This window comes from Bradyrhizobium sp. CCBAU 45384 (assembly GCF_028128665.1).
GTDB lineage: Bacteria > Pseudomonadota > Alphaproteobacteria > Rhizobiales > Xanthobacteraceae > Bradyrhizobium > Bradyrhizobium manausense.
This window is the reverse complement of record NZ_LBIZ01000097.1, coordinates 41,262-66,195: the sequence shown is the minus strand read 5'-3', so window position 1 is coordinate 66,195 and position 24,934 is coordinate 41,262. Positions and strand designations below refer to the sequence as shown.

Genomic DNA, 24,934 nt, shown 5'->3' with positions numbered 1-24,934 from the left:
AACTGGTCGGACAGGTGTCTGCCGGAATGCGTGATTTCGCGCATACCGGCAATGACTAGAACCGGGCTTAGTAGGCCGTGCTTCCGTGCCCGGGTCGATGATCATGGCCTACCCGAACAGCTTCCAGCACTTGCCCGCATTCGAGAGCTAATCGCATCTGCTTCATTGCGAAAGCACATGTTTTCAAAGTAGCCATAGAAGGAGGTTCGAGATGTTCTCAAATGGTATCCGCTGTCTAACCGTGAGCGCTGTTGCAGCCCTATTTGCGTTGATCAGCGCTGATTCCTACGCGCAAGGCGCAAAGAGAGTTATCAACGCAATGGCGCTGACTACCTATCCTCCCTTCGAGTTCAAGGATGAAAAGGCTAGCAAGGTGGCCGGTTTCAACATTGATGTTCTAGAAGCGATGGCAAAGAAGATGGAAGCGGAGGTCAGCTGGACCGAGACAAGCTACTCACTGATGATCAGCTTTGCACCGCTGAATACAAAGCGCGCCGATATCCTTTTGGGCACAATGGGGGATACGCCCGAGCGCCGAGCCAATGCGAACTTTCTTGATTACGTATATTCAAACCAGATATTTTACACCTTAAGTGCCAAAGCTGAGCGCTTCGCGAACCCAGAGGCTTTGTGCGGTAAGCGCGTGGCCGCAACACGCTCGAGCCTTATCGAGATCCAGGGGATCGAGAAATGGAGCGAAGAGAATTGCGTCAAAGCCGGAAAGCCAGCGATCGAGGTCGCAGCCAGCGAGAATACGGCGCAAAGCCGACTCCTTGTACAGCAGGACCGTGCCGACGCCGCTATCACCGGCGAAGGCGTCATCGCATATCAAAACAAATTGGAGGGGAACCAGTACGCCGTGATTAGCAAGCCTGTGGTCAAGTTGATGACCGGTTTCGCTTTCGCGAAGGATAATCTTCAGTTCGGACAAGATCTAAAGAAAGCCCTTGGCGGAATTATCGCCGATGGCACCTATAGCCAGCTTCTGCACAAGTGGGGCTTAACCGACCAGGCCAGCATTGGGCAGCCAATGATCAATGGTCAGCCCTAATCGGCAGTTTGATTCGCTGCGCGGCAACAGTGCCGAGGCAGACGCTCGATACCGGTTCGACACTCACGGTCAGTAATCCTAGAACTGACCGTGGCGCACATACCCGAGTCACGTAGTGATCGGTGCGCGATGGTAGCTTTCCTTGGGCTTGTGTAATGTCAGTTACAACGGGTGGCTATCCTCTCCTTCATAAATGCGTCATTAGATTTAAGATCAAGCGTGACCCGGTCTCGCCTTGCATTATGCGAGCGTTGTCGAAGATGAGTAGAACGACAGCAACAAAGTCAAACTTCGATATCTCATCATTGGCGAAAGGAGTCCTGGAATCGCGGCAGGTTGCTGGCGACTTCCTTCGCAAGCACGGCGAAATGTGGAGGCCATGAGCGGCAACTCCCCGAATTGAGTGGTTTAGAAGAAGTTGTCTCGACGGTGCCGGATGATGACCCGTTAGAATAGGCAGGCCGTTTAAGGCCAGTCCTCGATCTCGATGCGACTCGCTTTCGCAATGTGGTCGCAGCGTAACGCAACGTCCGCTTCAACGAAGACGATGGAGTTCAGGGCAAGCTACGCAAGGCCGTTGCAGAGTTGAACCAGCCACACCTCACGATTTTAATGCTGATGATCCGCCGGCATGACAGAGAGTTTCATTTTGCGCGGCGAGGAGAAATACGGCGATCAACTGGCCGACCCAAGAAGCGGAGTTCGAGGCCACGCTAGCTCAGTCGAGCCACGAGGCCGAAGTTAAATCCCAAATTCTTGAACTGATCCGCCATTACAAGTCAAATTTCGTGTCGTTCATGGTGACGATGCAGACGCTAATTGACCAGGTGGATGATCTCGGACAGATTTACGATAGCATTCGCCCGGTTCTCGTCAGGGCCATGGCTGGCGCTGTTGCCCATTCGCAGGCTGCGGAAAGACGGACTGAAGAAATTCAACGCAAGCTTGTCTAGCTGATTCGGCTTGCAACGTTGCTCGCTAGCTTATTCGCCTTATGGAGCGGTCAACGTATCGCCAGAACCGTCGCCTTGATGACGGCGGCCATGCGTCAGCTTGGCGAAGGTCGGTTCGATGGCGTTCTGGCCGAAGAGACGACGGGCTTGGCGAGATGGCAGAAGCGGTCCAAATGTTCAAGAAAAAGCCTCGGAGAAGACACAGGCCGAACTCGATGCAAAGATCGAACAAGATCACACAGCCGCCGAGCGGTGGAGTGCGGATATTGTCAGACTAGCCAGCGAATTTGAAGCTGCTGACGAAGTAGTTGAGAGCGTCTCGTCTGCTTCCCCCGAACTTGAAGTATCCGCACGTGGTCTCACCTGCTCGGCTGATCACAACCGGAAACTTCGGTCGAGGTGGCTGCCTCGTCGGACGAGGCGTCAGCCCACGTTCAGCGTGTCTCGGACGCTACGGGCGAGATGGCAGAGACAGTCGCGAAAATCGGCAGGCAAGTGGAAAAAAACCGCCAATATGGCTAGGGAAGCCGTTCGCAAAGTCGAACTCAGCGATAATCGCATGGTAGGGCTGGCAACCGCGGCTGAGCGGATCGGAAGCGTGATCGCCGGGATTGCGCGGGAAATCAACTTGCTGGCCCTTAATGCCAGCTGCGCGTGCGGGCGAATTCGGCAAAGGCTGTGCGGTCGTAGCCCGTGAAGTGAAGATCTCTCCAGGCAAGCTGCGCATACGACGCGTGAAATCGGCGTGCACATTGAAGGCATTCGACAACTGGGTCGGTTTGCGCCGTTGGCGAAATTGGCATGATCATTGTTCGCATCCCGGAATTCGCCAAGGCCGTGGGCGATTCTCGTCGAAAACAAGAGGCACGAGCAAGGATATTGCTTTGAACGTGCTGGGCGCTGGTCCAGAACCTCCGAGGTGGCGGTCAGGGCGCGTGAAGTCACGAAGGGGACAGACGAAGCCCGGGGGCTCGCTCCAGGTGCTAACGTCCGCCGAACTGCTATCCGAGGAAAGCTCGTGATTGAAGTGCAAGCTAAAGACGTTTTGGAAGGGATCCGGGCGGCTTGACTGGCGCCGAGAAAGCAGCGTGCGCGTATGGCAAGTAACATACCTGAGCGCCGATCCTCCACTGTCGAGAAGGCAACAAACCTCAACTCCCGGATTGGCGGCCATTTGAGCCAGGAAAGTGTGCCTGGCGGAGGCCGAGATCTAGCCGGAAACGTTGATCGAGGTCGCGGTTGGTGATCGTCAGCTCACCTGTCGCAAGCAGTCCATCGACCTCCACGATGTTTAGTCAAAACGGGACGCAGGGCGGCTATCGCGCGGTTTCCTCCGGGAGTAGCACCGGCGCGCCAGTTGCGTAAGGTCCGGACTGATGACCGGCGGCAAGGCGACTGGCAGGCAGGTGACGCGTGCTATCAAGCTTTTTCGGTCCTGATGAGACGCGCCGCGAGAGCGCCTTTCATGATCATGCGGAGGAGAAGGGCCAGCATTCGATCCCGCCCCAATCTGAGCTGAGTCAAGCCGAATCGCGAGCCTCTCCATAGCGGCGTTAGGCCACTAGGTGCAACGTAAGATGCTGATATGCGTAAAAACATCGCGCGGTGGAATACGTCATGGATTCGAATTTATCGCAGGATTCGTTCGTCAATAAGCCCTCGAGTGCATGGATCGGAGGCTGCTTACTGCTAAAAATATCGATCAAACCGAAGGTCAAAAGGGGTTGACCGCTAGAATTTCACTCACCAGAGACGGACCGCAGTATGACCGACCAATTCCTGTCCGTTCTCGGCGGGCGCGATAGCTCCGAATCTGCAGCTTTTACACGAGCATCCGATAGACCTCGGATGCTTCATCGGCCAGGTGCTGTGCGTTCCAGCACGCGGCCCTTTGTCAAAAACGGGATCCTTGCAGGCATTTCTCTTCAAGAACTCGCGGCAATAGGAGAATACTTCGAGCCGGTCGTTTTGAGAGAACGCATGATACTTCAAGAGCCAAAAAAGCAACTTGAACACATTTACTTCATAGAATCGGGCCTCGTCTCGCTGAGAATCGTCGCAGCAGGAAGTATTCTTGAAACAGCGGTAATCGGGCATCGGGGGGCGGTCGGCGCTTCGCTTTTAGCCGGAGGACATCTTGCTACGCGTCAATCTGTTGTGCTCGTTGCCGGAAGTGCGCACAGAATTCTTGCTGAAGACTTGCGACGAGTCCTGCCGGGGTGCTCCGAAGTCCGAGAGCATCTTGTCAGGTATACCCAAGCGCAGAATGTGCACTGCGCCCAGACGGGATTCTGTGGCGTTCGGCACGATCTGGAGAAACGCCTCGCGTGCTGGCTGTGTTTGGCGAGTGATGCTCTCGATGCTGATGTGCTTCCCATTACACATGATTACCTCTCTTCGATGTTAGGATTGCGTCGTCCTGGGGTAACGGAAACGCTGATCCGATTCGAGCAGCAAGGATTGATTCGAAAAGCGCGTGGCGTGTTGCAGATCGAAGATCGGCACTCACTCGAGCAGAAGGCATGCAGCTGTTACAGGCTCATTGCCGGTGCATATTTTGCGACTGATTCCGGTCCGTCAGCCACGGATGGCGCCTACAGCAGCTTTGAGTCCCACATCAGCTCATTTTAGCGGGCGATCACATAGTAGCCTACTATACTCCACGAACTCGCCATCGCAGGTGTGCCCCCGGACTGCTATTACTAGATTTGTTTGTCGGCCGACTTCTGCAAGTCTTTCGAGGCAGCGAACGGGGCCGCATTAGAGCGGATGCACGCCACAGCTCAAGCGAATATTCAGCGGCTTGGTCGAGCCAGGTGAGTGCGCTCAGCTCAAAAAGACCTGGGAGCTGGACAAGTACAACCGTGATGACCCAGGGCTGCGTGAAACACGGGGCTGCGGTTATCGTAGTGTGTTTCAGGATTCTGATGAGGTACTTCGTTGAAGAGGAGATCGCAGGAAACGGAGGCGGCGGCTTGAATGCCTCGATGATTTCATTGACGAGAACAACTCTGTTCCCTCGATTTCTTCGATGCGCTTGATCTGGCCAAGATGTGCTTCGCTGATGTTGTGCCGCTAGCGACTGCCGGCGATCATATCGCCCCTCCGCTCTGCTGAAATCTATGGCTATCTAAACTGGCTGCCAGCGGCTGGGACGAGAGGCGGACGTAACATCCAGATTATGTGGCTGTTGGGTCGCCTTGCTCCCGATCACAAAACGACCGCGGACCTCCGCAAAGACGACAGCGTTTGCTGCGCAAGGTCTGTGCGCGCGTTGTCGAGCTATGCCGCGGGATGGGCCTTCTGGCGACGACGAGCGCCGCTATTGAACGGAGCAAGTTCAAGGCTTTGAACACGCAGGAACTTTGCGCCCGCGAAGGTGGTGCGGAAGCCTCATTCCGTTTCCACCTTTTCGCGCACATGGGGTGGACGACGTTCACAAATCTCTTCGAAGGGATCGGCTTGTGTCTAGGCTTGACCATACGCTTAAGTCGGACGTCACCGTGCGCCGACTGAAGTTATCACGAAGACAAGACGCCGATTGGTTCGCCAAGGACGACAAGGCCCAGATCGTCGAGGAGACGCTGGCAGCAGGCGCCGTCGCTTCGCAGATTGCCCGGCGACACCGGCTGTCGGCGGCTTAATTGTCCGCGCTGCTCGAAGGACTTGATTGGCGGCGCGTCCACATGCGCAGGCGAGACTGTCGCCCGACGCAAGCCGGATAATTGTGGGCCGCGCTGCGGCGAAGTGAATCGGGGGGATTGGGCGCGTCGTGATCCAAACCGCAGCATCTAGCTATTGCCCTGGGCGTACCGCGCTCAAGCCAAAGCCGTGCTTGAGGACGACGCTTACGGTGGGCCGGCCCGGCGTGCTCAGCTAAACATCGCTGCTAGTTCGCGTCCCTTTGTCGTGGGTTGAGGAGACTTGCGATCGATCAGAATAGCCGATCTGGTTTCGCCATGCGGTGAGCTGCAGCCAAGACGATGAAGGCATCGTTTCGTTCATCGATCGCGTCGAGTTTTTTGTCAGGCTCGAGAAGGTTGCGTTCGGGCGACGCTCACAGGTTTCCCTCTGTGCGCGCCCTCCGAACTTGCGTTCGCTTGCGCACGACAGAGAAGGACCCAACCATCGTTGGAAGAGGAGAGGTCTACATCCGGCCTTGTCTCAGTACGTGCAGCTCTCGCATCGAGCATGGGCGTACTGGGCACCCACAGATGACCCATAGAACGTAGATGCAATGGCAATTCATCACGCAAGACGATGCCTAGAAGCGTACAAAGCGTACGGATCTTTCCAATCACGGTACCAAGCGTACGCTTGTGAAGCGCTTAGAACACGCCATCAGGGGGAGGCATATGCGTTCGTTCGTTTCGTACGAAGTTTTCACGCCGCTAAGTTACGCAATCTGTCAACGTAATCACGCGAGCGGCGGAATGGTCCGCGCCGCGACGTCACTGGTTCAATTCATCAGTGGCGTTCGAGGAAGGCCCTGTAGGTCGAGAATGATTGGGGGCGAAGAGGGCTAATCTCCTTGAAGTGAGACTAGCCGATCTTGAGGTTAAGCAACTGGAGGGTTTCTTTATGAAGATGGCGAAGAGCCTCTTTCTTGGTTCGGCGGCGGGTCTGATCGCTATCGGCGGAGCGCAGGCAGCCGATCTTCCTGTAAAGGCGAAGGCGATCGAGTACGTCAAGATCTGCTCGTTGTATGGCGCCGGATATTACTACATCCCAGGCACTGACACCTGCATCAAATTGGGCGGGTATCTGCGCGTTGAAACGACATTCGGCACGAGCTACCATTATGATGCGCCGACCAGTTTTGTTGGTGGTGCACATAATCGCCTGAGCGATTATTACAGCTGGCGCGCTCGTCAGGACCTGACCGTCGATACGCGCACCGCGACGGAATACGGTGTGCTCCGTACGTTCGCTGAGTTCGCCTGGACCTATACCGGCGGAGCCTATAGCGGAGCCGGCACAGGTGGTACGTCGTATTCGACATCCATTGGTAGTCAGATCGCTCAGGGTACTCCTGGTCTCTACTACGCGTTCATACAGTTCGCAGGCTTTACATTCGGCAAAGCGTCGTCCCAGTTTAGCACCCCGTGGGCGCAATATCCGGGCAACTCAATTGAGCTGCCTGGCGCCGGTGGTTGGGATCCCACACTCCAGGCCGCTTACACTTTTGATTTTGGTCAGGGCATCTCGGCAGCCATCTCCGCCGAGGATCCGGTTTCCCGTAGCCAACTTGCGATATGGAACGTGAGCGCCGCGACGGCCGCAGGACTTGCGGCCGGTGCGTACGGGGCCAACGACTTCGGCAGTTCGAGGGCTCCAGACCTGATCGGCTCAGTTACCGTTGACCAGACATGGGGCTACTTCAAAGCCTCTGCCGCGGCTCATAATAACCACGCTGCCTACTACGGCGCGACGGAGGTCACAGGTCACCCGGCTGACAAGTGGGGCTGGGCCGGTCAGCTGGCGTTGTCGATCAAGAATATCCCGACTGGTGCGGGGGACTCGATCAGCGTGACGGGCGTTTATACTAATGGCGCAAGCCGATACAACTTCCATGACTATACGGGAGCCCCGAGCTACGCGATGTATGGAGGTGCCGGCATTGCGGGTGCATACCAGAGCCTAGGCATCGCTGGTGTATCCGACGCGGTTTTCGTGGCTGGCTCCGGTCAGGAGCTAACCACAACCTACGGCATCTCAGGTGGTTACAACCACAACTGGAGCCCGCAATGGGTCTCTAGCATCTTCGGTGCGTATGCTGCTGTGCGCTACAACACGATCGCTAAGGGCTATATCTGCGGCGCGTTTGTCGCCACTCTAGCGCTCTCGAGTGGTCCTGGAGGCTGCAATCCCGATTTCAACTACGCGGTTGTTGGCACGAGGACGGGATGGACTCCGGTTAAGGGCCTGACCTTCTCGGCCGAGCTCGCATACACGATGCTCGACCAGAAGTATGCGAGCGGAAGCACGGTGACGCTGCCTGTGCAGACATCGATCGCCAAGCCTGCTGCCACTTACGAGCTCAACGATCAGAACGCCCTTACGCTTCTGCTCAGAGCCCAGCGCACTTTCTGATTTCTCTATCAACCTAGCGGAAGGAGAAAAGCCGGTTCTATTCATCTAAGTGTTACCTCCAAGAAGGCCTCCGGCATGCCCGCCGGAGGCCTTTCATATTAGGTCAAGCCCACGATCGGATCTGGACTTCGTGAGGCGGTTCGCAGAGCTTCGTAGCTCCGCATGCCGGCGGCTGCGAGAATCCTCGGTAGTGCTCGATACGATGCATGATTTCGGCGATGTGGGCGCAGAGATTGATGAAAAGTAGCTCTGCGGTTCGATATCTTTCGTAAGCTGCTCGCCAAAATGCAGGTGAGGAAAGCAGTGGGTCTATCGAGGGCGCCTCGTGCACGTGTGTCCTTTCAGTCTCGAAGGCGCAGAGCTGTTGCAATGCCTCAGCAAGCTATCATGGTCTGGTCGTCGGCGGCGGCGCGGTGACGAGTGCGCCACGGATGCAGGGGAGGAAAAGAGGCGATGCCAGGCTCGAGCTTTGTGGAGTTTTGTGAGGTTCAGAAGACCTATGATGGTGAAACGCTGGTCGTAAAGAATCTTAACTTGGGCATCGCCCAGGGTGAGTTTCTAACGATGCTGGGCCCATCCGGCTCCGGAAAGACGACCACGCTCATGATGCTCGCGGGCTTCGAAGCGCCCACACATGGCTCGATCCTACTAGCGGGACGCTCGATCGATAAGATGCCGCCGCACAAGCGCGACATCGGAATGGTATTTCAAAACTACGCACTGTTTCCGCATATGACCGTGGAGGAGAATCTCGCGTTCCCACTCAGGGTTCGCAAGATCGCCAAGTCCGAGACGGAGGTCAGGATAAAGCGGGTACTCGACATGGTCCGGCTCAGCGCCTACCGAGGGCGTCGGCCTGGTCAGCTTTCCGGGGGGCAGCAGCAGCGTGTCGCGCTCGCGCGCGCTCTCGTCTTCGATCCGAAACTCGTGCTGATGGACGAGCCACTCGGTGCGCTGGACAAGCAATTGCGCGAACGAATGCAGCTCGAAATCAAGCATATTCATGAAAACCTCGGTGTGACGGTGGTCTATGTCACGCATGACCAGGGCGAGGCCTTGACCATGTCCAACCGGATAGCGGTGTTCAACGACGGCGTCATTCAGCAGCTCGCCGCTCCAGCCGAACTCTACGAGCAACCGCAGAACGCTTTCGTCGCCCAGTTTATTGGCGAAAACAACCGGCTGCAGGGAAAGGTCGTGGCGATGAACGGTCTGACCTGCAACGTGGAGCTTCCCGGTGCCGGTAATGTGCAGGCGCTGGCCATCAAGGTAGCGGCAGTGGGCCGGCCGACCGTGCTGTCTTTGCGGCCGGAGCGCGTGAAGCTTAATCCGGTACCAGGCTCGCTGCCCAATGTTTTCAGCGCGAGGGTCACAGAGCTCATCTATTTGGGCGATCATGTACGTACCCGGGTTTCCGTGTGCGGTCATGATGACTTTGTAATCAAGCTGCCGAATTCGGAATCCGTAGCGCAGGTCGAGCCTGGCGCCGAGATCACCATCGGGTGGAAAACGGAGGATTGTCGGGCGCTCGACGCGCCATGACAACGACCCGTATTTTCTTGAGCAAAAAATAGGCTGCGTTCTTCGGCAACCCTGCCGCCATTTGCGCACAGAAGGGAGAATGGACGATGAGGAAGTCATTGACGATCGCGAGGGTCCTGCTCGCAACCGGTCTGCCGGTGAGTGCTTTGATCCCCTTAGAACCTGCTTTCGCAGGCGATCAGCTCACGATCACCGCTGGAGGCGGAGCCATCCAGGCTAGCCAGCGTAAGGCCCAATTTCAGCCCTTCACCAAGGCGATGGGGATAAAGATTACCGAGGACGAATACAGTTACGAAACCGACAAGATCCGCGCAATGGTCGAGACGAAAACGGTGAGCTGGGACGTCGTCGACATCAATCAGTCGGCGGCCTTAAGGCTATGCGACGCGGGTATCCTCGAAACACTTGACTGGGACAAACTGGGTCTCGACCGGATTAAGTTCTTGGGAGACAGCAAGTATGATTGCGGCGTACCGACGCACGTCTCCGCGACAATCGTCGCCTATGACAAGGACAAGTTGCCAAACGGTCCGAAGACCATCGCCGACCTCTTCGACTTGCAGAAATTCCCCGGCAAGCGCGGACTATATAAAGACCCCTACACCAATCTCGAATGGGCGCTGATTGCCGATGGCGTGGCCAAAAAGGACGTCTACAATGTTCTCAGGACGCCCGAAGGTGTCGAGCGCGCCCTCAGAAAACTCGATACGATCAAGAAGGACGTAATCTGGTGGACAACCGGGGCCCAGCCACCGCAGTTGCTGGCGGATGGCCAGGTCGTCATGACCTCGGCGTGGAACGGCCGGATCTATGATGCTGTCAAAAACTCCGCCAAGCATTTCGACATTATGTGGGATGCTCAAATCGCGACCTTCAATCTGTGGTCGATTCCGAAGGGCGCTCCCCACCGGGACGAGGCTTATAAGTTTATTGGTTTTGCCGCTTCGGCTCAGTCGCAAGCCGAGCTGACGCACTATATCGCTTACGGAACCGGCAATACCGAGGCGACGAAGCTAATCGATCCGGCGATCCTGTCCGACCTGCCGACTGCACCGGAGCATGTTGCCCAGGCCACCGATTTTGACGTCGTCTTTTGGATTGAGAAGGGCGACCAACTGCGCCAGCGCTTCACCGCTTGGCTTGCCAAATAATACCGAAGAAAGCAAAGAGGAGAACCTTTGTTCTCCCCTTAAACTCGACGGACGAACCGAGAGAGAGGTCGATGGCGACGATGGCCGTCCAAATAGCTGGCAGCCTCGACGGCGTGCCGCTTCGGATCAAGCTGCAGCGGATCGAGCGCGCGCGCAAGCTGAGGGCTTTCGCCCTTGTCCTGCCTCTGTTGCTGTTCATCCTGATCGGTTTTGTTTTGCCGATCGCCCGTATGATGTTCAACGCAGTCCACGACGATGGGCTGCTAGTGCTAATGCCGCGAACCATGGCGGCGCTGAATGGTTGGGGCGGAAAGGACCTGCCCAACGAGGCAGTTTATGCTGCTCTCGCTGGAGATCTCAAGCAGGCCTGGGCGCAGAAGACCGCTGGCGCTATTGGCAAGCGGATGAACTATGAACTGCCCGGCACCCTCAGCGAGGTGACATCGAGCGCTCGGAAAGCGAGTACGCTTACCGCTGGCCCCTACAAGGCAGCGCTGATCGACATCAATCCGGTTTGGGGGAGCCACGAGGTGTGGACCCTGCTGAAGCGCGGGACATCGGCCTATACGACCTTTTACCTGCTTCGCGCTGTCGATTACCAGTACGGCCCCAACGGTCAGATTGTCGCTTCACCGCCGGAGAGCGCAATCTTCCGTGATGTTTTCTTGCGCACGCTCGGCATTAGCGTCGGCGTTACGGTCGCGACTCTACTGCTCGGCTTCCCACTAGCCTATCTTTTGGCGACATTGCCACGTAAGTCCAGCAATCTACTGATGATCATGGTGGTGCTGCCGTTTTGGACGTCGTTATTGGTACGCACCACCGCTTGGGTCGTGCTCCTGCAGCAACACGGTGTGGTCAACGACACTTTGATGGCGCTGCATGTTTTATCGCAGCCAGCAGAACTAATTTTTAACAGGGTCGGGACGATCGTGGCCATGACCCATATCCAGTTGCCGCTCACCCTCTTGCCGATCTACAGCGTCATGAAGACGATCTCACCGAGTTTCGTCCGCGCAGCTCGCTCGCTCGGCGCCGGTCCTTTCTACGCCTTCTGGAAAGTATATTTCCCGCTCACCCTTCCAGGAGTCGCCGCTGGCTGCCTGCTCACATTCATTTTGTGCCTGGGCTACTACATAACCCCGGCACTGGTCGGCGGGCCGGCTGATCAAATGGTTAGCTCTTTCGTCGCCTATTATACGAGCGAGGAACTCAACTGGGGCATGGCCTCGGCGCTCGGCGTCATCCTGCTTACCGCGACCCTGCTGCTGTACTACGTCTTCAACAAGCTGGTCGGCGTTGAGCGGATAAAGATGGGGTGAGAACGATGGCTGCTTCGGTCTATGCTTCTCCGATCGAGAAGGGCTGGTACTATCTCCACAGGCTGCTGTGTGGGGCGGTGCTGCTATATCTTATCGCACCGATCCTCGTGATCATTCCGCTATCCTTCAACTCCGTGCCCTTCTTCACCTTTCCTATGCCAGGCCTGTCGCTGCGATGGTATGAGGAGTTCTTCTTGACTGAGCGGTGGCAGGGCGCGCTTCACAACTCGATCTTCGTCGCTGTTTCCGTTACGCTCCTATCGACCGTTCTCGGCACGCTAGCCGCGCTTGGGCTCAGCCGCCCGAACTTCCCATGGCGAACGCCGGTGATGAGCGTGCTGATCTCGCCGATCATCGTTCCGGTCGTGATCACGGGCGTCGGCGTCTATTTCTTCTATGCCGATCTGGGGTTACTTAACACCTATGCCGCGTTGATCTTGGCGCACACTACGCTGGCTACGCCCTTCGTCGTCATCACCATCAGCGCGACGCTGATGGGCTTTGACCACTCGCTGACTCGTGCGGCCGCCGGACTCGGTGCGCCGCCAATTACGGTCTTCTTCAAGATCACCTTGCCCCTCATACTTCCGGGAGTGATCACTGGCGCGCTCTTCGCTTTCGGTACCTCCTTCGATGAAGTCGTAGTCGCGCTTTTCGTCTCGAGCGCTGAGCAGCGTACCTTGCCGAGGGTCATGTTTTCGGGGATCCGCGAGTCGATCAGTCCAACCATCACAGCGGCCGCCACAGCTCTTATCCTTTTCTCCCTCACTATGCTGACCACGATCGAATTGCTGCGGCGTCGCTCTGAGCGGCTACGGGGTATACGCAACACATGAACGGTTTCCGTCGGATATTTCAGGCCGCTTAGAATCAAGGCGACGTTTGTTCGTGGAATGACGGAAGAGATGATCTCCTCGGGCGAAAAGTTGTTCCGGCCGCGCCCAGCCGACACCAAGTGCGCCCGCAGTTAATTGCGGCGATCTCACCCTTGCGCTGGGTCAGCTCAAGGCACTGGGCGTCAAGCCCGGCGATCTCGTTACGATTGGCCTCCCAATGGTGTCGACTTCATCGAGGCATGCTGGAGCATTTGGAAGCTCGGTGCGAAACCCAAACAGTATCCTACCGACTCCCGACAGTTGAGCTGCAAGCCGTCATTGATCTCGCCGATCCGACGATCTGGTCGCCTTGCCTGGTATGGAGTGGATAGGCGGCGTTACCGGCGAGGACTTGATCGCATTATCGGGCGACGATCAGCCGTTGGAGGCGCGCTTGGCTCCGGTTTTGGTAGCTCCGACGTCGGGCGGCTCGACGAGCCTGCCCAAATTGATTCTCTCAGGTTTGCCCGACCTCGCCCAGATTTCTGGCGTTTCGGGCAAGGTGCGACGGCTCTGATTCTTGCACCGCTCTATCACAGCGGGCCTTTCAGGGCCGCGCTGGAAGGATAGTCTACAATGCCCATCTGGTGCTGATGCTACGCTTCGATGCCGAGGGCGTACTGGTCGAAATCGAGCGACACAGGGCTACCTGGATCTATTTGGTTCCGACCATGATGAGCCGGATCTGGCGACTGCCACATCGCGTTCGAGCTCGCTACGATGTCTCCTCGCTGAACACGCTTTGGCACTTGGCTGCACCATGTCCGCCTTGGCTCAAGGAGGCCTTCATTGATTGGCTCGGACCAGAGGTGATCATGGAGCTCGATGCCGGCAGCGAGGGCCAAGCCATGACCATCATAATCGGAAGCGAGTGGCTCGATCGCCGCGGCTCGGTCAGACGCGTAAGCCTGGGTGAGATGAAAGCCGCCAACGCCGACGGAACGTGCTGGCGGCTGGCGAGATAGGCGAGATCTACATACTTCACCTCGAGGCCTCGCCGGGACCTATTCTTACCGCGGCGCCGCGGCCCGCAGTCTACCCAGCGGGTGGGAGAGTCTCGGGGATATCGGATATTTTGATGCTGACGGTTATCTCTACCTTGTTGACCGTCGCACCGACATGATCCCGGTCGGGGGGCAAACGTGTATCTGACCGAAATCGAGGGGCGATCGAGGAGCACCCACTCACATTATCCCGCGCCGTGGTCGGCTTGTCTCTCGAATCTGGGCTCCTCCATTCACGCCATCATCCAAGCTCGCCCGGCACTGACCGCCGTGGCGCTGCTTGCGCATCTGGCCCAGCGGCTGGTCGCCCACAAGCGACCACGCACATCGAGTTTGTCGATGAGCCATTGCGCGATGAGGCGGGCAAGGTGTGTCGCACTCAGCAGCGTGCGGAGCGCATCGCCAGGAGAAATTTGGCCTATGGGGCGAAATACAGTCAGCGCCGGGAGAGCTAAATGAACCCAAAATGAGCATCGGGAGCAAAGCGAAAACAGCCCGTTGTGAGGCCTCTTACAGCGCTAAGACCGGATCCCCATTGCGGCGTCACTGATGTGCTCGAGAATGCATCGCTGTCGACGTGGATGCGAGTACTTTCGTCGAAGGCATGTGGCATCAATGCTCGGCCGCGTCGGCGAAATACTTGGCGTGAAAGCGGCGGTTCATGGCACGCTGTCGTTCGCTGCTGAAAAGCGCCTCTTACGGGCGTAAGTATAGGGATCACCTTGCAGGCTCGGGTCGTGGCCGGCGACCCGGCTTCGAGGATGGACCAAGCCGCGCTTCGGTAGCAATACCGTGCTTACAACCCGCATATTGAGGAGGCTGGATGGAGTTGTTGGAACCGAAAGGTGGCGATTATTACCAGTGCTGGCGCCAGGTTCGGAGAGGCGTATGCAAAGCTGCTTGCGAAGAGGGGCGGTCATCGCCGCCAGCGAGCTGGCGGCGGCACCGTTGATGGTTTAGGTGCGAGTGCCGCTGCTGAAAAGACCCCGATTGACCGCATATCAAACCGGAAAGACTGAGCGCACCATGGATTACGCACTTTCCAATTTTTAGCATCGACCTGAAGGAGCAGAACGCGCTGGTCACTGGAGCGTCGGGAGGCCCTGGCGTGCGATTCGCCAAGGCGCTAGCGCGATGCGTGGCACAAGTGGTCTTGACGGCGCGGCGGCTCGATCGCCTGGGCGCGTCGCGGCGGAAATCAACAGGGCCGGTGGCAAGGCGGTGGCGCTACGACTTGACGTGACGGACGCGGATCAGCTGACCAAGGTGGTCGCAGAGGTAGAGCGGCAGCTCAGTTCGATAACGATCCTGATGAATAATGCGGGCATCCGGGACGCCCAGCACGCGGCAAAGATGTCGATGGATTGATGGATTTGATCGACCGCGTGCTGGACATGATTGTGCGAGCGCCGTACGTACTGTCATGGTCAATCTCGTCTCCTCGTCGGTCTATTCTTATGGAGGCAATGGCGCCGCTCTCTATTCGATAGCAAAGCCGCAGTGGTACGAATGACGTAGGCGCTGGCGGTCGAATGGGCAAAGTTCAACATCAATGTCAACGCAATTGCGCCGTGAGCGTTTTCGTCCGAGATGATGGATGGCATGCTGCAACGTGTGGGCGATATCACCAAGGGATTTCCGCGGCCCGGTATGGGCGATCCAGCTCAGCTTGACAGGACCTTGCTGGTCCTGGTCTCACCGTCATCTGACTTCGTGACCGGCACCTGCGTACGCGTTGACGATGTTCAAACTGGCAGGTAACGGGGCCCTGAGCCGCGTCAATCGATTTGGATGGACAGTCCAGATGCTCAAGATGATGACCTATTTCCACCCGGCGTCGCCCGCATGCGTCGCAATTCATGCGCCTTAGGTCTTCTAAAGCGGGATGGGGTTAGGTTGACTCGATTTGGGATTGAACGAAGCCGCTGGCGCGGCATGTAGGGAGTCATAGCAAGGATTGCCTCCTGTCTGAGAGGATTGCGGGTTTTCGCAGCCCAACCCTTTAGACAGGAGGTTTTCCGATGGCTGAGATCAGCCCACTTCGCCGCCGCATGATCGAGGACATGACGGTCCGCAATCTGTCACCGGCGACGCAGCAATCCTACCTCAACGCCGTAGCGAAGTTGAGCCGATATTTCGGTCGTTCTCCGGACCGCCTTGACTTGGAGGATATCCGTGCCTTCCAGGTTCATCTGGTTGCGACGGGGATGTCTTGGCCGGCGCTGAACCAGATCGTCTGCGCACTGCGGTTCTTCTACGGTGTGACGCTTGGTCATGACACCGTTCCGGAGCGCATCGCCTATGCGCGTAAACCGCGCAAACTGCCGGTGGTGCTGAGCGCCGACGAGGTCGTCCTCTGGAAGCAATCCCGAGCCTCAAGAGCCGTACCGCGTTGACCACTGTCTATGCCGCAGGCTTGCGCGTATCGGAAGTGGTTCTCTTGAAGGTTGTCGACATTGATAGCCAACGGATGTTGATCCGGGTCGAGCACGGCAAGGGCGGCAAGGACCGTTACGTTATGCTCTCGCCGCAGCTTTTGAGGATTCTGCGGACATATTGGCGGCTCACTCGGCCAAAGCGATGGCTGTTTCCCGGTCGCGACGATGAGCGTCCGCTCGTCCCGAACGTGCTGCACGCCGCCTGCCGTTCAGCCTGTGCTGCGGCCGGCTTGAGCAAGTCAGTGACAGTGCATACGCTGCGGCACACATTCGCGACCCATCTCCTGGAGAACGTGGCCGACGTACGCATCATCCAGGTGCTGCTCGGCCATGCCAGTCTGGCCAGCACGGCGCGCTATACCCAAGTCGCCACTAAGACCATCAGCAATACGCCCAGTCCGCTTGACCGGCTCCGCCTGGAGGTCGTGCCGCCCGGCTGAGCGGACCTGATGGCTCCGGTTCTGGAAGTGGCGGACATCTTCCGCCGCCACGGCGAAGCGTTTCGGCAAGCCCGTGCCGGGCATCTGGGCCGCGTCGAGCGGCGCATCATGGGTGCGATCACGGCATGCCGGACGGCTGTGCTCGGTGGCCACCTCGAGCAATGCGACGACTGTGGTGCCCCCCGCATTGCCTACAACTCCTGTCTTATGGGCAAAGCCGGTAATGGGGAGCTGGCGGCAACTTGATCGCGCTCCTGCACTAATCACCGCCAGCCCCGCTCTCCATTACGAGGTACGCCTGAGGAGTTCTATCAGCTTGTCGGTGGGCTGGAAGACGCCGCGCCGCAGGTGGGGCGGCACGATCGCCTCCATCGCATCGAGCTTCTCGGTCGGATCGCCGCGCGTGTAGACCTCGGTGGTCGTCAGCGTAGCGTGGCCCAGCCATAGCGACACCTTCCGGATGTCCCCAGTCGCTTGCAGGACGACCATCGCGCAGGTGTGCCTGAGCACATGGGGCGAGACGCGTTTCTTGGCGAGACCGGGCTGCTTGCGAGCCGCAGTCGCGGCGTGCTGCCTGAGCAGATAGGCAAAGCCCCATCGGCTCAGCGGCTCACCACGGGCATTGACGAACACCTCAGGTGTCGCGACCTGCCCACGGATGGCCAGCCAGGCACGCAGTGCAGCGGCCGCCGGCTTCCACAACGGCAGCGTCCGCTCCCGGCGTCCCTTGCCGAGCACGCGGATGCTCATCGAAGGCAGGTCGATGTCATCGACCTTGAGGCCCGTCAGCTCGGAGACACGCAGCCCTGCGCAGACGGCCACGTGCAGCATTGCGCGATCGCGGATGCCATCGCGTGTCGCCGGATCGGGAGCGTCGAGCACGGCTTGGAGCTCTTCGCGCAGAAGGTAGGGCACCAGGCGCGTGTCAGTTTTTTTGAACGGGATCGCGAGTACACGGCGGATCTGCTCGAGCGCTGCCGGCTGCCGGTACTCGAGGAAGCGGAAGAACGACTTGATCGCCGCCAGGCGAACGTTGCGCGTCACGGCCGCGTTTTTGCGCTCGTCCTCAAGATGCTCAAGGAAGGCGCTGACGAGCCCGGCATCGATCTGTTCGAGCGTCAGCGCCGATGGTTTGACCTTGAGCCGGTCGGCGGCGAACACGAACAGCAGCTGGAAGCTCGAGGCATAGGAGCCCCTCGTGTGCCGGCTGGCGCCCCGTTGGCAAGCGAGTGTGTCGCGCAGGAACGTCTCGATGAGGGGAGCGATCGGCGTCTTGCTGACCTCCCTTCGGACATGAACGCTTCGCCGGCCGTGGCGACATCGCGCAAGAGGTCGGGCGTGGCCTCGAGATACCAGTAGGTCGCGTAGATGTTGACGTGACCCATGTAGGTCGCGAGTGCCGCCATGTGCGCCCCGCAGCGGCCTCGGCCGGTAGGACTGCCTTGCAGCGCGCGCACCGCAAACGTGTGCCGCAGATCGTGCAGGCGAGGACGGTGATCCGACCTCGATCTGATGCCAGCCTTGTCGACCAGCCTATCGAAGGTCTCCTTGACGGCAATGTAGCGCAGCGGCCGACCGAGCTTGTCGATGAACATCGGATCATCGTCCGAGCCGGGCCCGCGACGTGCCAGGTATCGCTGCAAGCCGGCGGCTGCCGTGTCGTGCAGCGGCACCAGTCGCGTCTTGCGGAACTTGGTCTCGCGGATCAGCAGACCGTCGCGGGTCACGTCAGCGATCGTCAGCTTCAGGGCTTCGGAGATCCTGAGCCCGGTGGCTGAGAGCAGCGCGATCAAGGTCGCTTGCGTGTGCGGGCGCAAGCCGCGCATTGGCCGAAGCCGCAGCGCAGCTTCAACCAGCCGACTGATCTCGTCTGTCGTGTAGATGTGCGGCGTGCGACGCTTCTTGCGAGCGCCGAAGTGATTTGCCGGCGGCAGCTCGTGCCCCACGTCCTCCACCCGGACGTGGCGTACGAAGCGACAGACGGCTCTGAGCCGTGCATCGCGTTGCGCGACGGATGGTCCGAGCGCGGCCCAGTCGATCGCTGTTTTTGTCTCGACGTACGTTTGTCCGCGCTCGGCCGCGAAGGCGGCAAAGCTCTTCAGCAGGTACTCCGCGGTCGACATCGCGAAGCCCGTGGCGCGGCGGAGCGCGAGATAGGTCTCGATGGCGTCGAGCATCAGAGCGCCTCCGGCCAGGTCTGAGCAACCTGCTTCAGCAGCGCGACGTCGACCTTTGCGTAATAGGCCGTCGTGTCGATGCCGCGATGCCGAAGGACGAGTCCGATCTTGTCGAGCGGCACGCCATGGCGCAGCATCTCGGTCGCCGCGGTGTGCCGCAGAGCGTGGGCCCCTTTGACCGGCGCCACGATGTCGGCCCGCTTCATGATGCGCTTCACCACCGACGAGATGCCGTCGCCTCGTCGGAATGGCCGGCACGGCGCGATCGTGCGCAGGAACAAGAGATCGCTCCGGCGGGTAGACGGCCGGCATTCGAGGTAGGCGGCGATCGCATCCCCGACGTCTTGCGGCAGCGGCAGCCGGACCTCGTAGCGCGACTTGCCGCAGACCCGCAGCGACCCTGTTTGCCACTCGATATCGGTGAGGCGCAGTTGCGCCACGTCACCGGCCCGCAGGCCGAGGCGCACCAACAAAAGTACGATCGCACGATCACGCCGGCGCGCGCCGGCGTCGCCGTCACAGGCAGCGATCAGCCGGTAGACCTGCTCGGTCGACAGATACCGGGGCATGTCGGCAAGCTGCCAATGAGCGTAGGCCGGAACGGCGCCATCGAGACCTGCCTGACAACGGCCTGCGACTGCGAGATACCGCAGGAAAGCCCGCAGGCTCGTCGTCATCTTCTCGATCGTGCCACTCCCGCTATTGCTCGCGCGCTCCAGGACGTAGCTGCGGACATCGTTCGGCCTCCAGCCGGCCGGGTCAGATCGAAGCTCCATCATAAGGCCCGCGGCGACGTGGGCGTAGAGCCTGACGGTGGGATCGGATGCGCCGCGATGCTTGCGCAGCCACGTCTTGAAGTCGGCGACCAGCTGCGGCTCGGCGGATGCTGGCCCCACGGCCGCGGACCGGCAAACGCCGCGCTCGACGAGGTGCCGACGAAAGAGCCTGGCACCGTAGATGGTGTGGTGGTTGCGCCGGCCGCCTTTGGCGCGTGGACACCGGCAGGTGCGCAGGTGCTCGCCGAACGCGGCGAGATCAACGTCCGTTAGGCCCGCGCCTTGCTCGGCCATGACATGGCCGATGTGAGCCGCCGCTCGCAAATAGCGTACCGCTGTCTCGGGGCCATAGCCTTGCTGCTCCAGTGCCGCTGCAAACCCGTCAACGTAAGGCCCGCTCGGCCCGCTGCGCAAATGCCCCAGCATCTTCGCCGCCGAAAAGTACGTCTCCAACATGTTCGTCCCCGTATGTGGCCGGCCATCAGTGGCCGACCCGACGGGGTCGCACGGGCGACTTGTAATGGAGAGCTCGAGAGCGGCAATACACAGGAAAATACGGTGATCGCGATTGCCAGCTCCCCATTACCGGCTTTGCCCATAAGGCAGGTAATGGGCGTCGCCCATTACCTGTCGCAATCGGCATTGCCCGAAGTGCCAGGGCTCGGCGCGCGCGCAATGGCTTGCCGAGCGACAAGCCGAACTCCTTCCCGTGCCGTACTTCCACGTCGTCTTCACCTTGCCGGCGCCGGCCAGAGAGATTGCTTTCCAGAACAAGGCGGTGGTCTATGCCATTCTGTTCCGCTGCGCGGCCGAGACGCTCACCACCATCGCAGCCGACTCCAAGCATCTCGGCGCTCAGCTCGGCGTCACCGCCGTCCTCCACACCTGGGGCCAGACCCTGCAACACCATCCGCATATCCACTGCGTCGTGCCTGGTGGTGGACCTTCGCTCGACGGCACGCGCTGGGTCGCTTGCCGGCCCGGCTTCTTCTTGCTAGTGCGTGTCCTCTCCCGGCTATTCCGCCGTCTGTTTCTGCAAGAGCTCCAAGCCGCCTTCGCGGCTGGCCAGTTGGGCTTCTTTGGCGATCTCGTCCATCTTGCCGATCCCGCCGCATTCGCCGAGCGCCTCGCTCAACTTCGACGGACAGACTGGGTCGTCTATGCCAAGCCGCCATTCGGCGGGCCCGAACAGGTGCTGGCTTATCTCGGCCGCTATACGCATCGCGTCGCCATCGCCAACAGTCGGCTGATCTCGCTTGCCGACGGCAAGGTGAGCTTTGCCTGGAACGACTATCGGCAGAATCGTAAAGCCAAAGTGATGACGCTTAATGCCGATGAGTTCATTCGTCGCTTTCTCCTGCACACCCTGCCGGACGGCTTCCACCGCATCCGCCACTATGGCTTCCTCGCCAATGGCGGGCGCAACGATAAAATCGCCCTCTGCCGTCAACTCCTTGCCGTCCGCAACGCTCCGACTGATCAAGAAGCCGGCGACAATCCCCTCACCAAATGTGAGATCCCCGTCTGCCCGCATTGTGGCGGCACCATGCGACGTGTCGATGTCGTCCCGCGAGCCTGCCACAACCATCCGTTTCGTTGTGATACGTCATGACCGGCGCCTGCGCTGTCCACCCCTTTCGGGATCACCTTCGCGGTGGCAACGTCCGAAGTCGCCGTGGCCGCGCTCGTCACCGAACACCTCGCCAATCGTTCGGCCACGCATCCCAGCGCAGCAGATCGCTCGCTGGATCGCGCCCTTGGCCCGATCAATCGGGCCGCTCACATCCAATGAATGTCTCGCCGACGCGCGGCGACCACAGCCGCGCATTCCCCGCAGCAGCACCCGCGGCACTATCCCCATAGCGCCCACAACTCCGCGGCTTCGTTCAATCCGGCTTCTATGAGGTCGCACGCTACGACAGCGCGCGCGGCTTAAGTCTGCCCCGCGACCTCACAGAACCCTCAAGATTCCCAAATCAGTGTGTTTCTGATTCACCATGCTGGCTGGATGGAGGCCAGCATGGATGGGCAAGCCTTATTCTCTGGATCTTCGCAAGCGCGTCGTTGCCGCGATTAAGGGAGGGATGTCCGGCAATCAAGCGGCCAAGCAGTTTGGGGTGGCAATTAGCACCGCAATCGGCTGGATGAAGCGGGTCGAGAAGACCGGCAGCGTTGAGCCTGGCCAGATGGATGGTCACAAGCCAAAGGCGGTTTCAGGAGACCACGCAGTCTGGCTGTCGCAGCGGATCAAGGACGGCAATTTCACCATACGCGGTCTCGTTGCCGAGCTTGCCGGTCGCGGCCTGAAGGTCGACTACCACTCGGTGTGGGATTTCGTGCATGCCGAGAAGCTCAGCTTCAAAAAAAAGCGTGGCGGCTGGCGAACGCGATCGACCCGAGGTCGCGCGGCGGCGAGCCCAGTGGACAAAATATCAAGGTCGCGTCGAAGCTGAGCGGCTGGTCTTCATCGACGAGAGTGTGCTGCAGACAGCGGAAGGAGTTCAACATGAACTAAGACCGATGGTGAAGCTGCGGGAAAGATGGGGGCTGGCCCCCCGAGATCGGCTTTCAGGAGCGGATCTCAAACCAGTCCGAGCTGCTGCGGTAAAGAGCCGTGGTGGTGAGCGTCGGATCAAAAGTTCGGATTAAACCGAGCAGGTGAGTGTCCGAAAGACGAACGAAAGTGAACCCTCCGAGGACGCGTCGTTGTGACTCCAAGCGTCGTCAAAACCAGGACCGTCTCGTCATCCTGGGACAAGTCCGCCATAACCGGGCGGGCGGCGACCGGCGTAGAGGGGGCGTGAGTTGGACACAGGCTCTCGCGCGGAACTGCAGGAACCAGGCTCTTGATGCCAAGGGAGAAGCGCAAGCGGCGACAACCGTGAGGCGAGGGTACCGATGCAAGAGACTGGGGCGGACCGATCCGTAGGAGCGTTGACGGCCCTGTAATGGGGTCGGAGCAAAGGGATCGGGTCAGGTCGTCGTACTCTAGAACCAACTGGAAACAGGATGACTTCGAACGGTGCGACAAACAAGCCGTTCTCGATAGAGAAGCGGCGAGTGTACGAAGCGTACAAGGCGGTCAAATCCAATCGTGGTGCGGCCGGGGTGGACGGACAGACCTTGGAGATGTTCGAGACAGATCTTGCAGGGAATCTCTACAAGATCTGGAATCGCATGTCGTCAGGGACCTACTTTCCACCTCCGGTGCGCGCCGTCTCCATTCCAAAGAAGACGGGCGGCGAAAGGATTTTAGGTGTGCCCACTATCGGCAATCGGATCGCGCAGATGGTTGTCAAACAGATGATTGAGCCGGAACTGGAATCCATCTTCCTGCAGGACTCTTACGGATACAGGCCAGGAATATCGGCTCTGGACGCCGTGGGCGTCACGCGTCTGGAGTTCGACATCAAAGGGCTGTTTGACAATCTTCCGCATGATCTTCTGCTGAAGGCGGTCCGGAAACACGTGCAATGCAGATGGGCGCTGTTCTACATCGAAAGGTGGCTGGACGGCGTCAATTGAAAAGGACGGGAAGCTTGTTGAGCGGAGCCGCGGAACCCCGCAAGGGGGCGTGATCAGCCCAATACTGGCCAACCTGTTCCTGCATTATACGTTCGATCTCTGGATGGCGCCGACACATCCCGACCTCCCTTTGTGTCGATATGCTGACGACGGACTGGTGCACTGCCGGACGGAGCGAGAAGCAGAGGCCATTAGGGCGGAGCTTCAAGCGAGGTTGGAGGTGTGCGGACTTCAGATGCACTCGACAAAGACGCAGATCGTCTATTGCAAGGACAACAGGCGTCGGCGAACGTATCCGAGGGTCAAGTTTGACTTTCTCGGATATCAGTTCAGGCCACGGCAGGTGGCAACGTCACAGCGGAAGGAATTCTTTTGTGGATACACCCCGGCGGTCAGTGCGACAGCTTTGAAGGCCATGCGAGCAACGATCCGAAGCTTGCACATTCCCCGGCAAACGCCGGGGACGCTGGCTGAGATTGCCCAACAGATCAATCCGCTCCTCCGGGGGTGGATAGGTTATTACGGTCGGTTCAGCCGTTCAGCGCTGTTCTCTCTGGTCGACTATGTCAATCAGAAGCTGAAGGCGTGGATCATGCGAAAGTACAAGCGCTTCCGGCTCCACAAAACCGGTGCTTCGCTGTTCTTGCGAAAGCTGGCTCGGGACAATGCGGAGCTGTTCGTACACTGGCAGTTGTTCGGAACGACCACGTTCACCTGACGGGAGCGGTGTGAACCGAGAGGCTCACGCACCGTTCTGCGAGAGGCCGGGGGTGAAAATCCCCCGGCCTACTCACCCCTGGAGCAGGACCGATATGGCGCCCTTGCGTGGATGGGCGCCGCGCGGGCACAGATTTCCTGCCAAGGTTCCCCACGGCCGCTGGAAGACCATGACCTTCCTGGCGGCCCTGCGCCATGACCGGATCGATGCGCCATGGTTCATCGAGGGGCCAATCGACGGCGTGAGCTTTCGCACCTATGTCGAAAAGGTTCTTCTGCCCGTCCTTCGACCCGGCGATATCGTCGTGTTGGATAACCTCGGCAGCCACAGGAGCAAAGCAGTTCGCCAGCTCATCCGTTCGGTCGGCGCCAAACTCTTCTTCCTGCCAAAATACTCGCCCGACCTGAACCCGATCGAACAGGTCTTTGCCAAGCTCAAACACCTGCTCCGCAAAGCCGCCGCGCGAACTTTCGACGCGGTCTGCGCCGCAATCGGCCACGCACTCAATGCCTTCACCACCGAGGAGTGCGCCAACTACCTCAAAAACTCAGGCTATCGGACCTAATGCCATCACGCTTTAGGGCATAAGCGAGTCTTCAGGAGACCTTGGTTAGCCTACAACCTAGCGAGTGACCGCAATGTCGCTGGTTGCGATCTCACCGGAAGACGGTTTCGCGAGAGCTTATTTCGCCAAGAAGCCTTTCCTTGCAGATGTCCGGGGTGGCCGCCGGATCTTCCTCTTCGACTGCGTTGACGGAGGTGCGGCTTCAATAAAAAAAAGACAAACAGCCGCCTGTTGGGCGACAGCTCCCGCATTAGTTGAGCCGTCGAGCGCCCGACAGGTTTGGCCTGCAAAATTTCAACGGCAA

At 59.1% G+C, this 24,934-nt stretch carries 12 protein-coding genes and 7 pseudogenes; 16 read left to right on the top strand and 3 right to left on the bottom strand.

Annotation, left to right across the window (positions count from 1 at the left end):
* The first annotated feature begins 211 nt into the window (after positions 1-211).
* From XH80_RS10200 to XH80_RS10145, 12 genes and pseudogenes are all read left to right on the top strand, one after another.
* Positions 212-1,051, top strand: a complete 840-nt coding sequence (locus tag XH80_RS10200) for a transporter substrate-binding domain-containing protein (protein ID WP_271598481.1) — start codon at positions 212-214, stop codon at positions 1,049-1,051.
* A 2,717-nt stretch (positions 1,052-3,768) separates the two neighbouring features.
* The gene (locus XH80_RS10195) at positions 3,769-4,635 is read left to right on the top strand and encodes a Crp/Fnr family transcriptional regulator (protein WP_271598480.1); all 867 of its coding nucleotides are present in this window, start codon (positions 3,769-3,771) and stop codon (positions 4,633-4,635) included.
* Between the two features lie 833 nt (positions 4,636-5,468).
* Positions 5,469-5,648 carry a hypothetical protein gene (locus XH80_RS10190; RefSeq protein WP_271598479.1) on the top strand — a complete coding sequence of 60 codons (180 nt, stop codon included), beginning with the start codon at positions 5,469-5,471 and terminating at the stop codon, positions 5,646-5,648.
* A 937-nt stretch (positions 5,649-6,585) separates the two neighbouring features.
* Positions 6,586-8,097 (top strand): porin, encoded by a 1,512-nt coding sequence (locus XH80_RS10185; protein WP_271598478.1) that lies wholly within the window; start codon positions 6,586-6,588, stop codon positions 8,095-8,097.
* Between the two features lie 453 nt (positions 8,098-8,550).
* On the top strand, positions 8,551-9,639 hold the full coding sequence (locus tag XH80_RS10180) for an ABC transporter ATP-binding protein (RefSeq protein ID WP_271598477.1): 1,089 nt from the start codon (positions 8,551-8,553) through the stop codon (positions 9,637-9,639).
* 86 nt (positions 9,640-9,725) lie between these two features.
* Positions 9,726-10,790, top strand: a complete 1,065-nt coding sequence (locus XH80_RS10175; protein WP_271598476.1) for an ABC transporter substrate-binding protein — start codon at positions 9,726-9,728, stop codon at positions 10,788-10,790.
* A 71-nt stretch (positions 10,791-10,861) separates the two neighbouring features.
* The gene (locus XH80_RS10170; protein ID WP_271598475.1) at positions 10,862-12,112 is read left to right on the top strand and encodes an ABC transporter permease; all 1,251 of its coding nucleotides are present in this window, start codon (positions 10,862-10,864) and stop codon (positions 12,110-12,112) included.
* A gap of 5 nt (positions 12,113-12,117) precedes the next feature.
* Positions 12,118-12,948: an ABC transporter permease gene (locus XH80_RS10165; protein WP_271598474.1), complete on the top strand. Its 831-nt coding sequence runs from the start codon at positions 12,118-12,120 to the stop codon at positions 12,946-12,948.
* 632 nt (positions 12,949-13,580) lie between these two features.
* Positions 13,581-13,952 (top strand): AMP-binding protein, encoded by a 372-nt coding sequence (locus XH80_RS10160; protein ID WP_333968717.1) that lies wholly within the window; start codon positions 13,581-13,583, stop codon positions 13,950-13,952.
* A 1,173-nt stretch (positions 13,953-15,125) separates the two neighbouring features.
* Positions 15,126-15,359 (top strand): SDR family NAD(P)-dependent oxidoreductase, encoded by a 234-nt coding sequence (locus tag XH80_RS10155; RefSeq protein WP_271598472.1) that lies wholly within the window; start codon positions 15,126-15,128, stop codon positions 15,357-15,359.
* A gap of 653 nt (positions 15,360-16,012) precedes the next feature.
* Positions 16,013-16,869 (top strand): annotated as a pseudogene (locus XH80_RS10150) (tyrosine-type recombinase/integrase).
* 9 nt (positions 16,870-16,878) lie between these two features.
* A pseudogene (locus XH80_RS10145) lies at positions 16,879-17,073 on the top strand (transposase zinc-binding domain-containing protein); the annotation flags it as partial.
* An 81-nt stretch (positions 17,074-17,154) separates the two neighbouring features.
* On the opposite strand, the gene XH80_RS10140 reads toward XH80_RS10145, so the two are convergent.
* The 3 genes and pseudogenes from XH80_RS10140 to XH80_RS10130 all read right to left on the bottom strand — a co-directional run bounded on the left by XH80_RS10140 (position 17,155) and on the right by XH80_RS10130 (position 20,116).
* Positions 17,155-18,111 (bottom strand): tyrosine-type recombinase/integrase, encoded by a 957-nt coding sequence (locus tag XH80_RS10140; protein ID WP_442869137.1) that lies wholly within the window; start codon positions 18,109-18,111, stop codon positions 17,155-17,157.
* 107 nt (positions 18,112-18,218) lie between these two features.
* Positions 18,219-18,992 (bottom strand): annotated as a pseudogene (locus XH80_RS10135) (tyrosine-type recombinase/integrase); the annotation flags it as partial.
* Positions 18,993-19,045: 53 nt separating this feature from the next.
* Positions 19,046-20,116: a tyrosine-type recombinase/integrase gene (locus XH80_RS10130; RefSeq protein ID WP_271598471.1), complete on the bottom strand. Its 1,071-nt coding sequence runs from the start codon at positions 20,114-20,116 to the stop codon at positions 19,046-19,048.
* A 331-nt stretch (positions 20,117-20,447) separates the two neighbouring features.
* Between XH80_RS10130 and XH80_RS10125 the strand changes: the two are divergent.
* The 4 pseudogenes from XH80_RS10125 to XH80_RS10110 all read left to right on the top strand — a co-directional run.
* A pseudogene (locus XH80_RS10125) lies at positions 20,448-21,434 on the top strand (IS91 family transposase); the annotation flags it as partial.
* A 412-nt stretch (positions 21,435-21,846) separates the two neighbouring features.
* A pseudogene (locus tag XH80_RS10120) lies at positions 21,847-22,312 on the top strand (IS630 transposase-related protein); the annotation flags it as partial.
* Positions 22,313-22,831: 519 nt separating this feature from the next.
* Positions 22,832-24,065 (top strand): annotated as a pseudogene (gene ltrA / locus XH80_RS10115) (group II intron reverse transcriptase/maturase).
* A gap of 79 nt (positions 24,066-24,144) precedes the next feature.
* A pseudogene (locus XH80_RS10110) lies at positions 24,145-24,630 on the top strand (IS630 family transposase); the annotation flags it as partial.
* Positions 24,631-24,934: the final 304 nt, after the last annotated feature.

Excerpts from the sequence above, each read along its gene's own strand:
- XH80_RS10200 (WP_271598481.1), top strand. The coding sequence starts at position 212 with ATGTTCTCAAATGGTATCCGCTGTCTAACCGTGAGCGCTGTTGCAGCC.
- XH80_RS10195 (WP_271598480.1), top strand. The coding sequence starts at position 3,769 with ATGACCGACCAATTCCTGTCCGTTCTCGGCGGGCGCGATAGCTCCGAA.
- XH80_RS10185 (WP_271598478.1), top strand. The coding sequence starts at position 6,586 with ATGAAGATGGCGAAGAGCCTCTTTCTTGGTTCGGCGGCGGGTCTGATC.
- XH80_RS10180 (WP_271598477.1), top strand. The coding sequence starts at position 8,551 with ATGCCAGGCTCGAGCTTTGTGGAGTTTTGTGAGGTTCAGAAGACCTAT.
- XH80_RS10175 (WP_271598476.1), top strand. The coding sequence starts at position 9,726 with ATGAGGAAGTCATTGACGATCGCGAGGGTCCTGCTCGCAACCGGTCTG.
- XH80_RS10170 (WP_271598475.1), top strand. The coding sequence starts at position 10,862 with ATGGCGACGATGGCCGTCCAAATAGCTGGCAGCCTCGACGGCGTGCCG.
- XH80_RS10165 (WP_271598474.1), top strand. The coding sequence starts at position 12,118 with ATGGCTGCTTCGGTCTATGCTTCTCCGATCGAGAAGGGCTGGTACTAT.
- XH80_RS10160 (WP_333968717.1), top strand. The coding sequence starts at position 13,581 with ATGCTACGCTTCGATGCCGAGGGCGTACTGGTCGAAATCGAGCGACAC.
- XH80_RS10155 (WP_271598472.1), top strand. The coding sequence starts at position 15,126 with ATGCGTGGCACAAGTGGTCTTGACGGCGCGGCGGCTCGATCGCCTGGG.
- XH80_RS10130 (WP_271598471.1), bottom strand. The coding sequence starts at position 20,116 with ATGGCCGAGCAAGGCGCGGGCCTAACGGACGTTGATCTCGCCGCGTTC.